Origin of the sequence: Cedecea sp. P7760 (assembly GCF_013386425.1) — a bacterium.
Classification (GTDB): Bacteria; Pseudomonadota; Gammaproteobacteria; order Enterobacterales; family Enterobacteriaceae; genus Cedecea; species Cedecea selenatireducens.
Map to the genome: position 1 here is coordinate 76840 of NZ_JACARU010000015.1, position 15058 is coordinate 91897.

Consider the following 15058-nt stretch of genomic DNA (forward strand, 5'->3'; position numbering starts at 1 on the left):
TCCCGGCCTTTTTTATTGAATGCTGCCGGGAAGCCAGCAGTCAGCCTGCAGGCCGCCTTCAGCGTGGTTATCCAGTTCAAGACTGCCATGATGGAGCTGCACAATACGTAGCACAATGTTCAGGCCCAGCCCGCTTCCACCGTAACGCTGGTCCATACGCCTGAAAGGTTCCGTTATCTGCTGAAGATACTCGGCTTTAATGCCCGGACCGCTGTCGACCACGCTCAACAGAGTTCCTCCCTCTTTCTCTGCCAGCATCACATGAATCACGCCTTTTTCTGGGCTATAGCGAGAGGCATTTTCCAGCAGGTTACGCAGCATCAAACGCAGCAGCACGGCATCGCCCTGAACGGTCAGAGAGGAGTCTGCGGGCCAGATGAGCTTTTGCCCGCGAGGCGCAGCCAATTCTTCCATTTCCATCTTCAGCGGCGCAACGATGTCGCTGCTCCAGGTCAGCGTATTGTAATGCCCGCTGGCGAGGGCTTGCCCGGCACGGGAGAGCATCAGTAGCTGCTCAATGGTGTGCATGAGCTGATCGATTCTGGTTAGCAGCATTGGTGCCTGCTCTATGCCCTTTTTTGCCATCAGTTCGAGATGCAGCCTGAGGCCAGCCAGCGGCGTTCTCAGTTCGTGTGCGGCATCGGCAGTGAACAGACGTTCTTGCTGAATAGTATGATCCAGGCGGCCAAGCAGCTGGTTAAGGGAATTGGTCACCGCCACCATTTCGTCCATGTCGGAAAACATGGGCAGCGGCGTGAGATTGTCGGCGGAACGATTAGCAAGGCTGGAGCGCAGCTGATTCAGAGGACGGGTTATCCAGGTGATTGCCCAGAAGGAGAAGAAAAGCGTGAAGGCGACCATCACCAGAGAAGGCACCAGCAAAGAGGCAATCGCTTCGCGGATCTCCTTCTCCACCTGCTGGTTTCGGGCTTTGGCGGACAGCGTTTCACTCACCAGGAAGCCAATCTGCTCACGACTTTCATGCCAGAGCCAGACGACGCTTATCAGCTGGAAAAAAAGAAGAATAAGCGCCAGCAGGATCATCAGGCGCCGGCGCATGCTGCTCATGAACGGCTTTCCAGTCGGTAGCCAACGCCGCGCACGGTTTTGATTCTGTCCTTCCCTAATTTGCGGCGAAGATTATGGATATGCACTTCGAGGGTATTGGAGCCTGGGTCGTCCTGCCAGCTGTAAATATCCTGCTGCAGCGTTTCGCGGTGCACCGTCTGGCCAATGCGCATCATCAGGCGGGTGAGCAAGGCGAACTCTTTGGGCGTAATTTCTACGGCCTGATTAGCGAGTAAGACCTGCTGTGTTTGTAGATTAAGGGTTAAATCGTCTTCCTGCAGCAGATTGTCGCTGTGGCCCTGATAGCGGCGAATCAGCGCCCGGGCGCGTGCCTGTAGCTCTGCAAGGGCAAAAGGTTTAACCAAATAATCATCGGCGCCAGAGTCCAGGCCGTTTACGCGGTCTTCAAGCGCGTCGCGAGCCGTGAGGATCAGCACGGGGTTTTTTACCCCACGACGACGCCACTGGCTTAGCAGCGTGGCACCGTCCTTATCAGGCAGCCCCAGGTCGAGAATAATCAGGCTGTACTCGCCGCTTTGCAGCAGGGCGTCTGCCTGGGCCGCCGTGGTGGCGCAGTCTAAGGCATAGCCTTCCCCGCCTAATGCCAGCGCAAGACCTTCCTGGAGCAGTAAATCGTCTTCAACAATAAGCAGTTTCATGGCTAGTTATTTTGGTAAATATCCTTGTAAAGCCGGCTTTCAAAACGCACCAGCGGGATACGGCGGTTACGCTGGTCGGCCGGTTCAACGGCATAGCCGGAGAGATACTGCACGAAGGCCATGCGTTGGCCACTTGCCGTGGTAATGAAGCCTGCCAGATTATAAACCCCTTGCAGCGAGCCCGTTTTCGCCGACACTTTACCGTCAACGCCAGCCTGATGCAGGCCAGCACGATACTGCAGGGAACCGTCGTAGCCCGCGAGCGGCAGCATGGAGATAAAGTTTAGCTGATTATCATTCTGAGCGATGTATTGCAGCACCTGCATCATCGTGGCTGGCGAAATCAGGTTGTGGCGTGAAAGGCCGGAGCCGTCGACGACGATGCTGTTCCCCAAATCTACGCCTGCTTTTTGACGCAAAATCTGACGAACGGAGTCTGCCCCTGCGCGCCATGTGCCGGGGACGCCTAAACGATTATGTCCGATGGTCCTGAATACGGTATCGGCAATCATGTTATCGGATTTCTTCAGCATGATTTTAAGCAGGTCGTGCAGCGGTGCTGACTGCTTGCTGGCGAGTACTGTACCCGGTTCGTTGGGCTGAGTCTGGCGCAGCAGCGTTCCGCTATAGCTAATCCCCGCCTGCTTCAGTTCATCTTTGATAATGGCACCTGCATAGCTAGCACCGTCCTGAATGGCAAAGGCTAATGGCAGAGGATCTGCGCGCTGTGTGAGGCAGCCTGTCAGCGTGTAACGATTCAAATCTCCCGGAACGACATCAAGTTCACAGTACTGGGCGTCAGGGGAGCCTTTGGCCAGGGTTCTGACCTGGCTAAACATCACTACCGGGTAATAAGACGCGATACGTATGTAGGCCAAATCGTCAGCCTTAGGGGCGCTATACAGGGAAATTGAGAAACAGTTCCGGTCCACGATTGCGGCGGCAGGGGGGGCGCTAAAACACTGCGTCATATCGTTCCAGGGCCAGCCTGGCGCTTTATCGTGGCTGGCAAAGATGGACGTATCGACCAGTACGTTACCTTTAATCTGCTGGACGCCTGCTTTTTTTAATTCGGCGACCATATTGCGGATATCCTGACGTTTAAGCGTAGGATCGCCGCCAAATCGCGCGATAAGGTCGCCATTCAGTACGCCATTATCGACCTGCGCGCGGCTTTCCAGCGTCGTCGTAAAGCGAAAGTCCGGGCCTAACTGAAGCAGCGCAGCCAGCGCCGTAATGACTTTTTGAGTACTGGCAGGCAGTGCCATCTGCTGGCTGTGGTAATCAATGAATGGGCTTGTGGCACCGACTTTTTGCACCATCAGCGCCAGGTTCGCCCCATCAGGCAACTGGGAGGTGTACTCTTCAACGTTCGCAGCCTGAACATTGATGGCTACGGCAGCGGTCAACCCAATGACAAATCTAAAAAATCGCATAATCTCGCGGTAACGGCCTGGAAACGTGACCGCCATACTACGGTGCATTATGGTGCAAAGTAAACGATGACCCTTAGGGAACTCCAGGGTAAAATACCGGTCAATTTGAAAACTGTTACTGACCTGGAGTCATCACTCCGGGTTGGTTTTCTTTTATTTATTGCCGGAGATACTGCCCGTATCCCGGCCATGCTTTTAAGCCAGCAGGGTGTTTTGCCCTGCTGCAGAGGACTGATTTTAAGAGGTATAACAAATGCAACCTATTCCGATGACATTACGTGGCGCTGAACAATTACGCGAGGAACTGGATTTTCTGAAGTCCGTTCGTCGTCCGGAAATCATTGCTGCAATTGCAGAAGCTCGCGAGCATGGCGATCTTAAAGAAAACGCCGAATATCACGCCGCGCGTGAGCAGCAGGGCTTTTGTGAAGGCCGTATTCAGGATATCGAAGCGAAGCTGTCCAATGCTCAGGTGATCGATGTCACAAAAATGCCTAATAACGGCCGTGTGATTTTTGGCACCACCGTAACGGTATTGAACCTGGATAATGACGAAGAGCTTACTTATCGCATCGTTGGTGACGATGAGGCTGATTTTAAAAAGAATCTTATTTCTGTAAATTCGCCTATTGCTCGCGGCCTTGTGGGTAAAGAATGCGATGATGTTGTTGTGATTCGCACGCCGGGTGGCGATGTCGAATTCGAAATCCTGAAAGTAGAATATTTGTAATTTTTACTACGCTGGCTAAAGGGTTGGCGTATTGTAAAGAAAAGAAAAAGGCCGCATAGCGGCCTTTTATCAACGAACATAGCGTGGCATTTTGCACACCTCTGCCTACTTCGGCAGAGAGATCTTCCGCTCTTTAGAAGGGCGATAGATCACCAGCGTTTTACCGATGACCTGTACGTTACAGGCGCCGGTTTCCCGCACGATGGCATCCACTATTAAGGTTTTCGTTTCGCGATCTTCCGTTGCGATCTTCACCTTGATTAACTCATGGTGCTCAAGCGCTTGTTCAATCTCGGCCAGTACCCCTTCGGTCAAACCATTATTGCCAAGCAGAACGACCGGCTTGAGCGGATGGGCCAGACCTTTCAGGTGCTGTTTTTGTTTAGTACTCAGATTCATCGTATTTTTTGCTTACGTTGGGATTGAAAACGGTTCATTCTACCGCCATCTCCAGTGTATCGCCAAATCGGCTGTGCTGATTGTTAGTTAGCCTGCTATTCACGATGAACAAAGTTGGATATTGAGATGACAGGTAAGAAGCGTTCTGCCAGCTCCAGTCGCTGGCTGCAGGAACACTTTAGCGATAAATATGTTCTACAGGCACAGAAAAAGGGGTTGCGGTCCCGTGCCTGGTTTAAACTTGATGAAATACAGCAAAGTGACAAACTTTTTAAGCCAGGAATGACTATTGTTGATCTTGGTGCTGCACCCGGCGGGTGGTCACAGTACGTCGTGACCCAAATCGGGAATCAGGGGAGAATCATCGCTTGCGATCTTTTACCAATGGATCCTATCGTTGGTGTGGACTTCCTCCAGGGCGATTTTCGTGATGAATTAGTCGTCAAAGCCCTGCTGGAACGTGTTGGTGACAGTAAAGTGCAGGTTGTCATGTCAGATATGGCGCCAAACATGAGCGGGACACCGGCAGTCGATATCCCGCGCGCTATGTACCTGGTTGAACTGGCGCTGGAAATGTGTCGGGACGTGCTGGCGCCGGGCGGTAGTTTTGTAGTGAAAGTGTTTCAGGGCGAAGGTTTCGATGAATACCTGCGAGAAATTCGCTCCCTGTTTACGACGGTTAAAGTTCGTAAGCCGGACTCTTCTCGTGCCCGCTCACGTGAAGTGTACATTGTAGCGACCGGGCGCAAACTATAGTACCCTGACGCTGTTTGTTAACACAGTTGTAATATGAGGTTAATCCCTTGAGTGACATGGCGAAAAACCTAATACTCTGGCTGGTCATTGCCGTTGTGCTAATGTCGGTATTCCAGAGCTTTGGGCCCAGCGAGTCAAATGGCCGTAGGGTGGACTACTCCACTTTCCTGTCCGAAGTTAATCAGGACCAGGTTCGCGAAGCGCGCATCAACGGACGTGAAATCAACGTTACCAAGAAAGATAGTAACCGATACACGACTTACATCCCCGTTAATGATCCCAAGCTGCTTGATAATCTGATTACCAAGAACGTGAAAGTTGTGGGCGAGCCGCCTGAAGAGCAGAGTCTGCTGGCAACTATCTTCATTTCCTGGTTCCCAATGCTGCTGCTGATTGGGGTCTGGATCTTCTTTATGCGCCAAATGCAGGGCGGCGGTGGCAAAGGTGCCATGTCGTTCGGTAAGAGCAAGGCGCGTATGCTAACGGAAGACCAAATCAAGACCACCTTTGCTGACGTTGCAGGCTGTGACGAGGCGAAAGAAGAGGTGGCTGAGCTGGTTGAATACCTGCGTGAGCCGAGCCGTTTCCAGAAGCTGGGCGGTAAAATCCCGAAAGGCGTCCTGATGGTCGGTCCTCCGGGTACGGGTAAAACGCTGCTGGCAAAAGCGATTGCTGGCGAAGCTAAAGTGCCGTTCTTCACGATTTCCGGCTCTGACTTTGTTGAAATGTTCGTCGGTGTGGGCGCATCCCGTGTCCGTGACATGTTCGAACAGGCCAAGAAAGCAGCACCTTGCATTATCTTTATCGATGAAATCGATGCCGTAGGTCGTCAGCGTGGCGCCGGTCTGGGTGGTGGTCACGATGAACGTGAGCAGACCCTGAACCAGATGCTGGTTGAGATGGATGGCTTCGAAGGTAACGAAGGTATCATCGTTATTGCGGCAACTAACCGTCCTGACGTACTTGACCCAGCGCTGCTGCGTCCTGGCCGTTTCGACCGTCAGGTTGTTGTCGGTCTGCCGGACGTTCGTGGTCGTGAGCAGATCCTGAAAGTGCATATGCGTCGCGTACCGCTTTCGCCGGATATTGATGCTGCAATTATCGCTCGTGGTACGCCTGGTTTCTCCGGTGCCGATCTGGCCAACCTGGTGAACGAAGCCGCGCTGTTTGCCGCTCGCGGTAACAAGCGTGTGGTATCGATGGTTGAGTTCGAGAAAGCGAAAGACAAAATCATGATGGGGGCAGAACGTCGCTCCATGGTGATGACGGAAGCGCAGAAAGAATCTACTGCCTATCACGAAGCTGGCCATGCGATTATCGGTCGCCTGGTGCCGGAACACGATCCGGTGCACAAAGTGACGATTATTCCTCGTGGTCGTGCGTTGGGTGTGACCTTCTTCCTGCCTGAAGGCGATGCTATTAGCGCCAGCCGTCAGAAACTGGAAAGTCAGATCTCCACGCTGTACGGCGGCCGTCTGGCAGAAGAGATTATCTATGGACCGGAACATGTTTCTACCGGGGCGTCGAATGACATTAAAGTCGCGACCAACCTGGCACGTAACATGGTTACCCAGTGGGGCTTCTCCGACAAACTTGGTCCGCTGCTGTATGCGGAAGAAGAGGGCGAAGTATTCCTGGGCCGTTCAGTTGCGAAAGCGAAGCATATGTCTGATGAGACCGCGCGTATCATCGATCAGGAAGTGAAATCCCTGATTGAACGCAACTATGCTCGTGCTCGCCAGCTGCTGAATGAGAACATGGATATCCTGCATACCATGAAAGATGCGTTGATGAAGTATGAAACCATCGATGCACCGCAGATTGACGACCTGATGGCTCGCCGCGAAGTGCGTCCGCCAGCAGGTTGGGAAGATGCGAGCAAGAGCAGCAATAATTCTGATAACAACGGTACCCCAAATGCGCCACGCCCGGTTGATGAACCGCGTACGCCAAATCCGGGTAACACGATGTCAGAACAGCTGGGCGACAAATAAGACGCTCACGACAGATGTTTTTGCAGTAATCTATAAACCCCGGGCCTGTCCCGGGGTTTTTGTTTTTGTACCTCCTAAGACAAACGCATAGGAAGAAGAATGAAACTTACCGCGCAGGGCTCTACGCTGGATCTCTCCCATCCTCATGTCATGGGGATTTTAAACGTCACGCCGGATTCTTTTTCCGACGGTGGCCAGCACAACTCGCTGGTTGAAGCCCTGAAGCATGCAAACGCTATGATCAACGCCGGGGCGACAATCATTGATGTTGGCGGAGAATCTACGCGACCTGGTGCGGCCGAAGTAAGTACTGAAGAAGAGCTTAAGCGCGTTATCCCGGTGGTGGAGGCGATTGCTCAGCGTTTTGAAGTCTGGGTTTCTGTGGATACCTCAAAGGCTGAGGTTATCCGCGAGTCTGCCCGAGTGGGGGCGCATATTATCAACGATATTCGCTCGTTACAGGAGCCCGGTGCGCTGGCCGCAGCTGCGGAAACGGGGCTACCGGTTTGCCTGATGCATATGCAAGGTGAACCGAAAACGATGCAGCAGGCGCCGCACTATGATGACGTGTATGCCGACGTGAATCGCTTTTTTGTGCAGCATATTGCTCGCTGTGAGGCGGGAGGTATCTCAAAAGAGAAATTGTTGCTCGACCCAGGCTTTGGTTTCGGTAAGAATCTCACCCACAATTACCAGCTATTAGCCCGACTTTCGGAATTCCATCACTACGGCATGCCGCTCCTGGTGGGAATGTCCCGTAAATCCATGGTGGGGCAGTTGCTGAACGTTGGCCCCGACCAGCGTCTGAGCGGAAGTCTTGCCTGTGCGGTGATTGCTGCCATGCAGGGGGCACAAATTCTTCGCGTTCATGACGTGAAAGAGACAGTTGAAGCTATGCGCGTGGTTGAAGCTACGCTTTCAGTGAAGGAAAACAAATACTATGAGTAACCGTAAATATTTTGGCACCGATGGCATTCGTGGCCGCGTGGGCGATGCGCCTATTACTCCTGATTTCGTTCTGAAGCTGGGCTGGGCTGCGGGTAAAGTGCTTGCTCGTCATGGCTCCCGTAAAATCATCATCGGTAAAGATACGCGTATTTCCGGCTACATGCTGGAGTCTGCACTGGAAGCAGGTCTTGCCGCAGCCGGTCTGTCCGCTTCTTTTACCGGGCCAATGCCAACGCCTGCGGTTGCCTATTTGACGCGAACATTCCGCGCGGAAGCCGGCATTGTTATCTCTGCCTCTCATAATCCGTTCTATGACAACGGCATCAAATTCTTCTCTATCGACGGGACTAAGCTCCCGGATGAAGTCGAAGAAGCGATTGAAGCGGAGATGGAAAAAGAGATCACCTGCGTAGATTCGGCGGAGCTGGGTAAAGCCAGCCGTATTGTTGATGCCGCAGGGCGCTATATTGAATTCTGTAAGGGGACTTTCCCGAACGAACTGAGCCTGAATGGCCTCAAAATCGTCGTGGACTGCGCTAACGGAGCGACTTACCACATCGCACCCAATGTATTGCGTGAGCTGGGCGCAAAAGTCATTGCCATCGGCTGTGAGCCGGATGGGGTGAACATTAATGAAAAATGCGGTGCGACCGACGTTCGCATGCTGCAAGAACGCGTGTTGTTAGAAAAAGCCGATCTTGGTATCGCGTTTGACGGCGACGGCGACCGGGTGATCATGGTGGATAACCTGGGGCATAAAGTCGATGGCGATCAGATTCTCTATATCATCGCTCGCGAAGGATTGCGTCAGGGGCAGCTACGCGGCGGCGCCGTGGGGACGCTAATGAGCAATATGGGGCTGGAAGTCGCGCTTAAGCAGCTGGGTATTCCATTTGTCCGTGCCAAAGTGGGTGACCGCTATGTCCTGGAGAAACTGCAGGAGAAAGGCTGGCGTATAGGTGCGGAAAACTCCGGGCACGTTATCCTGCTGGACCAGACCACAACGGGCGACGGTATCATCGCTGGTTTGCAAGTACTCACAGCAATGGTTCGCAACCACATGAGCCTGCACGATCTTTGCAGCGGCATGAAATTATTCCCGCAGATTTTGGTTAACGTCCGCTTTACCGCTGGCAGCGGCGATCCGCTTGAAAACGAAGCGGTAAAACGCGCTACCGCTGAGGTGGAAGCCGCATTGGGCAACCGTGGCCGCGTATTGTTGCGTAAGTCAGGCACTGAACCGCTGATTCGAGTGATGGTTGAAGGTGAGGACGAAGCGCAGGTTACGGCCTTTGCCCACCAAATCGCAGATGCAGTGAAGGCAGTTTAATATTTTCTGCGCATCAAACTGATTGAAAAGGCGGCAGTTGCCGCCTGTTCTTCTACCGAATACTGATTGTTTGCTGTTTTTTTCCGCAGTCAGTGCATTGTTAATAAATTGCCCTTGCGCACCAGTCTGGCTTTGGTTAGTATTCTCACCCGCTTCAGTGGGTAATGACAAACGTATCCGCTTAACTGGTTTGAAGCAATTGGCGTGCGGTAACCCCGCAAGGAACAGGTTGATTATGTACGAAGCTCTTTTGGTTGTTTTCCTTATTGTAGCGTTAGGCCTTGTAGGTCTTATTATGCTGCAGCAAGGTAAAGGCGCTGATATGGGAGCCTCCTTCGGAGCAGGCGCTTCCGCTACGTTATTCGGTTCAAGTGGTTCTGGTAACTTCATGACCCGCATGACCGGTGTGCTCGCAACGTTGTTCTTTATTCTGAGCCTGGTTCTGGGTAATCTCAGCACCAACAAAACCAGTAAAGGAAGTGAGTGGGAAAATTTAAGTCAGCCAGCACAAACTGAGCAGACTGCGCCAGCGGCACCTACCAAGCCGAGCAGCGATATCCCGCAGTAAGTTTGTCAGCTTCAATGCGGTAATATGAAGGTTACCGTGTTCAAAGAGTGCCGAGGTGGTGGAATTGGTAGACACGCTACCTTGAGGTGGTAGTGCCCGATTGGGCTTACGGGTTCAAGTCCCGTCCTCGGTACCAAATCCTAGCAATTCTTGCATTTTATGCAATTCTGGCGTAGTATTTGCCACGTTTTCGGACGCGGGGTGGAGCAGCCTGGTAGCTCGTCGGGCTCATAACCCGAAGGTCGTCGGTTCAAATCCGGCCCCCGCAACCACTTTCCCTGAGAGTTCTTTTTCAAATATACTGTGAACACCAGTTTCGGTGCCTTCGCGAAGAATTTAGAAAAAAATTCTCCTGGACGGTGTCCGGGCCGCAGTTGCGGCATACAGGGTTCAGTTATATAAAGCCCCGATTTATCGGGGTTTTTTGTTATCTGACTTCAGAATAACTGGGCTATATGCCCTTTTTTTATGTCTTGGGGGTGGGCTTGTCCACATTAGAGCAAAAATTAACAGAGATGATTTCAGCACCGGTCGAAGCACTGGGCTACGAACTTGTAGGCATCGAATTCGTTCGCGGCCGCACGTCTACGCTGCGCATCTATATTGATAGTGAAGATGGCATCAATGTTGATGATTGTGCTGATGTCAGTCACCAGGTCAGTGCCGTACTGGATGTCGAAGATCCCATCACCGTGGCCTATCACCTGGAAGTGTCATCACCTGGCCTCGATCGCCCAATGTTCACCGCAGAACACTACGTTCGTTTTACCGGCGAAGAAGTGAGCATTGTATTGCGCATGGCTGTGCAAAACCGCCGCAAATGGCAGGGTATTATTAAAGCCGTAGACGGTGAGATGATCACGGTAACGGTCGAAGGAAAAGACGAAGTGTTCGCGCTGAGCAACATCCAGAAAGCGAACCTGGTACCCCACTTTTAATAGTTTGGATTGAGGTGAAAACCCAGGATGAACAAAGAAATTTTGGCTGTTGTTGAAGCAGTTTCCAACGAAAAATCGCTACCGCGTGAGAAAATTTTCGAAGCGCTGGAAAGTGCGCTGGCAACGGCGACCAAGAAAAAATACGAGCAAGAAATTGACGTGCGCGTTGAAATCGACCGCAAAAGCGGTGATTTCGATACCTTCCGCCGTTGGGTTATCGTTGAAGAGGTGACGCAACCGACGCGTGAAATCACCTTGGAAGCGGCTCAGTTCGAAGATCCGGCCTTCACGGTTGGTGAATACGTTGAAGATCAGATTGAATCCGTGACCTTTGACCGTATCACCACCCAAACCGCCAAGCAGGTTATCGTGCAGAAAGTTCGTGAAGCCGAGCGTGCGATGGTGGTCGATCAGTTCCGTGAGCACGAAGGTGAGATTATCACCGGCGTGGTGAAAAAAGTTAACCGTGACAACATCGCTCTGGATCTCGGCAGCAATGCTGAAGCCGTGATTCTGCGTGAAGATATGCTGCCGCGCGAAAACTTCCGTCCGGGCGACCGCATTCGCGGCGTGCTGTACGCAGTACGTCCTGAAGCTCGCGGTGCGCAACTGTTCGTTAGCCGCTCCAAACCTGAAATGCTGATCGAACTGTTCCGCATTGAAGTGCCGGAAATCGGTGAAGAAGTTATCGAGATTAAAGCCGCTGCACGCGATCCTGGCTCTCGCGCCAAAATCGCTGTGAAAACTAACGACAAGCGTATCGACCCGGTCGGGGCATGCGTTGGTATGCGTGGTGCACGCGTTCAGGCGGTTTCTACAGAGTTAGGCGGTGAGCGTATTGATATCGTGCTGTGGGACGACAACCCGGCGCAGTTTGTTATCAACGCAATGGCACCGGCTGACGTAGCATCCATCGTTGTCGACGAAGACAAACATACGATGGATATCGCGGTAGAGGCAGGCAACCTGGCACAGGCCATCGGCCGTAACGGTCAGAACGTTCGCCTGGCATCACAGCTGAGCGGCTGGGAACTCAACGTCATGACCGTTGATGACCTGCAGGCTAAACATCAGGCTGAAGCGCATGCGGCTATTGATACCTTTACCAAATACCTCGACATTGACGAGGATTTCGCCACCGTGTTGGTCGAAGAAGGTTTCTCCACGCTTGAAGAGTTGGCCTATGTGCCAATGAAAGAGCTGCTGGAAATCGACGGCCTTGATGAAGACACCGTGGAAGCATTACGCGATCGCGCTAAAAACGCGCTCACCACACTGGCTTTGGCACAAGAAGAGAGCCTTGGCGATAAGAAACCAGCCGAGGATCTGCTGAACCTCGAAGGGATGGATCGCACGCTGGCCTTTAAACTGGCTGCTCGTGGTGTTAGCTCGCTGGAAGACCTTGCCGAGCAAGGTGTTGACGACCTGTCTGATATCGAAGGTTTAACGGATGAGAAAGCCGGTGAACTGATTATGGCAGCGCGTAACATTTGCTGGTTTGGCGGCGAAGCGTAATAAACTGTAGCAGGAAGGAACAGCATGACAGATGTAACCGTAAAAGCGCTGGCCGCAGAGATTCAGACCTCCGTGGACCGCCTGGTACAGCAATTTGCTGATGCAGGGATCCCGAAGTCTGCTGATGACTCCGTTTCGGCGCAAGAGAAGCAAACTCTGCTGGCTCACCTGAACCATGAACATGGCTCAGGCCCAGATAAGTTGACTTTACAGCGCAAAACGCGCAGTACTTTAAACATTCCAGGTACCGGTGGGAAAAGTAAATCGGTACAAATCGAAGTCCGCAAGAAGCGCACCTTTGTGAAACGTGATCCGCAAGAGGCTGAACGCCTTGCCGCGGAAGAACAGGCGCAGCGTGAAGCGGAAGAGCAAGCCCAGCGTGAGGCAGAGGAAACTGCCAAACGTGCGGCACAAGAAAAAGCTAAGCGTGATGCTGAAGAACAAGCTAAGCGCGAAGCCGCTGATAAAGCGAAACGTGAAGCTGCGGAAAAAGACAAAGTGAGCAATCAACAAACTGACGATATGACGAAAACTGCCCAGGCCGATAAAGCCCGCCGTGAAGCTGAAACTGCAGAGCTGAAGCGCAAAGCGGAAGAAGAAGCTCGTCGCAAACTCGAAGAAGAAGCACGTCGCGTAGCGGAAGAGGTCCGTAAATTGGCTGAAGCTAACGCAGGCGTGTGGGCCGAACAAGAGAAAGTGGAAGACGACAAGTCTGACTACCATGTCACCACTTCTCAGCATGCCCGCCAGGCTGAAGACGAAAACGACCGTGAAGTAGAAGGCGGGCGTGGTCGCGCTCGTACTACAACGGCTAAAGCTCCTCGCCAGAAAAAGGCAGGCGGCAAACACGGCGAATCTAAAGCTGACCGTGAAGAAGCTCGTGCAGCCGTTCGCGGTGGTAAAGGCAAGCGTAAGCCAAGCAGCCTGCAGCAGGGCTTCACCAAGCCTGCACAGGCGGTTAACCGTGATGTTGTGATCGGTGAAACCGTTACCGTTGCTGAACTGGCTAACAAAATGGCTGTTAAAGGCTCTCAGGTCATCAAAGCGATGATGAAGCTGGGCGCAATGGCAACCATTAACCAGGTCATCGATCAGGAAACCGCCCAGCTGGTTGCCGAGGAAATGGGCCACAAGGTTATCCTGCGTCGTGAAAACGAGCTGGAAGAGGCGGTAATGAGCGACCGTGATACCGGCGCTGCAACCGAAACTCGTGCTCCGGTTGTGACCATCATGGGCCACGTTGACCACGGTAAAACCTCCCTGCTGGACTACATTCGTTCTACTAAGGTTGCCTCCGGTGAAGCGGGTGGTATTACCCAGCACATCGGTGCTTACCACGTAGAAACTGACAACGGCATGGTGACCTTCCTGGATACCCCGGGTCACGCAGCGTTTACTTCCATGCGTGCTCGTGGTGCTCAGGCGACGGATATCGTTGTTCTGGTTGTTGCGGCTGACGATGGCGTGATGCCACAAACTATCGAAGCTATCCAGCACGCGAAAGCGGCGCAGGTACCGGTAGTAGTCGCAGTGAACAAAATCGATAAACCAGAAGCAGACCCGGATCGCGTTAAGCAGGAACTGTCCCAGTACGGCATCATGCCGGAAGAGTGGGGCGGCGAAAGCCAGTTCATCCACGTTTCTGCTAAAGCCGGTACCGGTATCGACGACCTGCTGGACGCTATCCTGCTGCAGGCTGAAGTTCTGGAACTGAAAGCCGTACGTAAAGGTATGGCAAGCGGCGTGGTAATCGAATCCTTCCTGGATAAAGGTCGTGGTCCGGTTGCAACCGTTCTGGTGCGTGAAGGTACTCTGAACAAGGGCGATATCGTACTGTGTGGCTTCGAGTATGGCCGCGTGCGTGCGATGCGTGACGAGATGGGCCGTGAAGTGACCGAAGCGGGTCCTTCTATCCCTGTTGAGATCCTTGGCCTGTCCGGCGTACCTGCCGCGGGTGACGAAGTGACCGTTGTTCGCGACGAGAAGAAAGCCCGTGAAGTTGCTCTGTATCGTCAGGGTAAATTCCGCGAAGTGAAACTGGCTCGTCAGCAGAAATCCAAACTGGAAAACATGTTCGCCAACATGACTGAAGGCGAAGTGTCCGAAGTGAACATCGTGCTGAAAGCCGACGTTCAGGGTTCTGTGGAAGCGATCAGCGACTCCCTGCTGAAACTGTCTACCGATGAAGTTAAAGTTAAAATCATCGGTTCCGGCGTGGGCGGGATCACCGAGACTGACGCTACGCTGGCAGCAGCATCCAACGCCATCCTGGTTGGCTTCAACGTCCGTGCCGACGCTTCTGCGCGCCGCGTGATTGAAGCGGAAAGCCTGGATCTGCGCTACTACTCCGTCATCTATCATCTGATTGATGAAGTAAAAGCGGCGATGAGCGGCATGCTGTCTCCTGAGCTGAAACAGCAGATCCTCGGCCTGGCCGAAGTTCGCGATGTGTTTAAATCACCGAAGTTTGGTGCCATCGCAGGTTGTATGGTCACCGAGGGTGTGGTCAAACGTCATAACCCAATCCGCGTACTGCGCGACAACGTAGTTATCTATGAAGGCGAGCTGGAATCCCTGCGTCGCTTTAAAGATGATGCTAACGAAGTCCGTAACGGTATGGAATGTGGTATCGGCGTTAAGAACTACAACGACGTGCGCGTGGGCGATATGATCGAAGTCTTCGAAATTATCGAGATCAAGCGTACCATCTCCTGATA

General features: G+C 52.8%; 13 protein-coding genes and 2 tRNA genes. 11 read left to right on the plus strand and 4 right to left on the minus strand.

All coding sequences use genetic code 11. The features are described from left to right. Positions 1-12: 12 nt before the first annotated feature. Genes pmrB through dacB form a run of 3 tightly spaced genes read right to left on the minus strand, consistent with a single transcriptional unit; the run spans position 13 to position 3163 of the window. The gene (gene pmrB, locus HX778_RS05890; protein ID WP_176981509.1) at positions 13-1068 is read right to left on the minus strand and encodes a two-component system sensor histidine kinase PmrB; all 1056 of its coding nucleotides are present in this window, start codon (positions 1066-1068) and stop codon (positions 13-15) included. Next, a complete protein-coding gene (gene pmrA, locus HX778_RS05895; protein ID WP_038478489.1) occupies positions 1065-1727 on the minus strand; it encodes a two-component system response regulator PmrA in 663 nt (220 codons plus the stop codon). The genes pmrB and pmrA overlap by 4 nt, the downstream gene beginning before the upstream one ends. Positions 1728-1729: 2 nt before the next feature. After that, on the minus strand, positions 1730-3163 hold the full coding sequence (gene dacB / locus HX778_RS05900) for a serine-type D-Ala-D-Ala carboxypeptidase (RefSeq protein WP_038483140.1): 1434 nt from the start codon (positions 3161-3163) through the stop codon (positions 1730-1732). A 253-nt stretch (positions 3164-3416) separates the two neighbouring features. Between dacB and greA the strand changes: the two genes are divergently transcribed. Beyond that, a complete protein-coding gene (gene greA / locus HX778_RS05905; protein ID WP_038478492.1) occupies positions 3417-3893 on the plus strand; it encodes a transcription elongation factor GreA in 477 nt (158 codons plus the stop codon). Between the two features lie 105 nt (positions 3894-3998). On the opposite strand, the gene yhbY is transcribed toward greA, so the two are convergent. After that, complete coding sequence (gene yhbY / locus HX778_RS05910) at positions 3999-4292, minus strand: ribosome assembly RNA-binding protein YhbY (RefSeq protein ID WP_038478495.1); 294 nt, start codon at positions 4290-4292, stop codon at positions 3999-4001. Between the two features lie 126 nt (positions 4293-4418). Between yhbY and rlmE the strand changes: the two genes are divergently transcribed. The 10 genes from rlmE (at position 4419) to infB (ending at position 15056) form a co-directional block, all read left to right on the plus strand. Continuing rightward, positions 4419-5048: a 23S rRNA (uridine(2552)-2'-O)-methyltransferase RlmE gene (gene rlmE / locus HX778_RS05915; protein ID WP_016538370.1), complete on the plus strand. Its 630-nt coding sequence runs from the start codon at positions 4419-4421 to the stop codon at positions 5046-5048. Positions 5049-5104: 56 nt separating this feature from the next. Further along, the gene (ftsH, locus tag HX778_RS05920; RefSeq protein ID WP_038478498.1) at positions 5105-7042 is read left to right on the plus strand and encodes an ATP-dependent zinc metalloprotease FtsH; all 1938 of its coding nucleotides are present in this window, start codon (positions 5105-5107) and stop codon (positions 7040-7042) included. 99 nt (positions 7043-7141) lie between these two features. Then, positions 7142-7990 carry a dihydropteroate synthase gene (gene folP / locus HX778_RS05925; RefSeq protein ID WP_176981510.1) on the plus strand — a complete coding sequence of 283 codons (849 nt, stop codon included), beginning with the start codon at positions 7142-7144 and terminating at the stop codon, positions 7988-7990. Further along, complete coding sequence (glmM, locus tag HX778_RS05930; RefSeq protein WP_038478505.1) at positions 7983-9320, plus strand: phosphoglucosamine mutase; 1338 nt, start codon at positions 7983-7985, stop codon at positions 9318-9320. Before folP ends, glmM begins: the two co-directional genes overlap by 8 nt. A gap of 235 nt (positions 9321-9555) precedes the next feature. Beyond that, complete coding sequence (secG, locus tag HX778_RS05935) at positions 9556-9888, plus strand: preprotein translocase subunit SecG (protein ID WP_038478508.1); 333 nt, start codon at positions 9556-9558, stop codon at positions 9886-9888. Between the two features lie 49 nt (positions 9889-9937). Next, positions 9938-10024 (plus strand) — tRNA-Leu (locus HX778_RS05940). A 59-nt stretch (positions 10025-10083) separates the two neighbouring features. After that, positions 10084-10160, plus strand: a tRNA-Met gene (locus HX778_RS05945). Between the two features lie 213 nt (positions 10161-10373). Then, entirely contained in the window at positions 10374-10826 is a 453-nt protein-coding gene (gene rimP, locus HX778_RS05950) for a ribosome maturation factor RimP (protein WP_071843016.1), read from the plus strand. 27 nt (positions 10827-10853) lie between these two features. After that, positions 10854-12341 (plus strand): transcription termination factor NusA, encoded by a 1488-nt coding sequence (gene nusA, locus HX778_RS05955; RefSeq protein ID WP_038478514.1) that lies wholly within the window; start codon positions 10854-10856, stop codon positions 12339-12341. A 24-nt stretch (positions 12342-12365) separates the two neighbouring features. Continuing rightward, positions 12366-15056, plus strand: coding sequence for a translation initiation factor IF-2 (gene infB / locus HX778_RS05960; RefSeq protein ID WP_038478517.1), 2691 nt, complete (start codon positions 12366-12368; stop codon positions 15054-15056). Positions 15057-15058: the final 2 nt, after the last annotated feature.

Coding starts and splice junctions, on each gene's coding strand:
- nusA (WP_038478514.1), top strand. CDS start 10,854: ATGAACAAAGAAATTTTGGCTGTTGTTGAAGCAGTTTCCAACGAAAAA.
- yhbY (WP_038478495.1), bottom strand. CDS start 4,292: ATGAATCTGAGTACTAAACAAAAACAGCACCTGAAAGGTCTGGCCCAT.
- pmrB (WP_176981509.1), bottom strand. CDS start 1,068: ATGAGCAGCATGCGCCGGCGCCTGATGATCCTGCTGGCGCTTATTCTT.
- pmrA (WP_038478489.1), bottom strand. CDS start 1,727: ATGAAACTGCTTATTGTTGAAGACGATTTACTGCTCCAGGAAGGTCTT.
- folP (WP_176981510.1), top strand. CDS start 7,142: ATGAAACTTACCGCGCAGGGCTCTACGCTGGATCTCTCCCATCCTCAT.
- glmM (WP_038478505.1), top strand. CDS start 7,983: ATGAGTAACCGTAAATATTTTGGCACCGATGGCATTCGTGGCCGCGTG.
- infB (WP_038478517.1), top strand. CDS start 12,366: ATGACAGATGTAACCGTAAAAGCGCTGGCCGCAGAGATTCAGACCTCC.
- rlmE (WP_016538370.1), top strand. CDS start 4,419: ATGACAGGTAAGAAGCGTTCTGCCAGCTCCAGTCGCTGGCTGCAGGAA.
- ftsH (WP_038478498.1), top strand. CDS start 5,105: ATGGCGAAAAACCTAATACTCTGGCTGGTCATTGCCGTTGTGCTAATG.
- dacB (WP_038483140.1), bottom strand. CDS start 3,163: ATGCGATTTTTTAGATTTGTCATTGGGTTGACCGCTGCCGTAGCCATC.
- greA (WP_038478492.1), top strand. CDS start 3,417: ATGCAACCTATTCCGATGACATTACGTGGCGCTGAACAATTACGCGAG.
- secG (WP_038478508.1), top strand. CDS start 9,556: ATGTACGAAGCTCTTTTGGTTGTTTTCCTTATTGTAGCGTTAGGCCTT.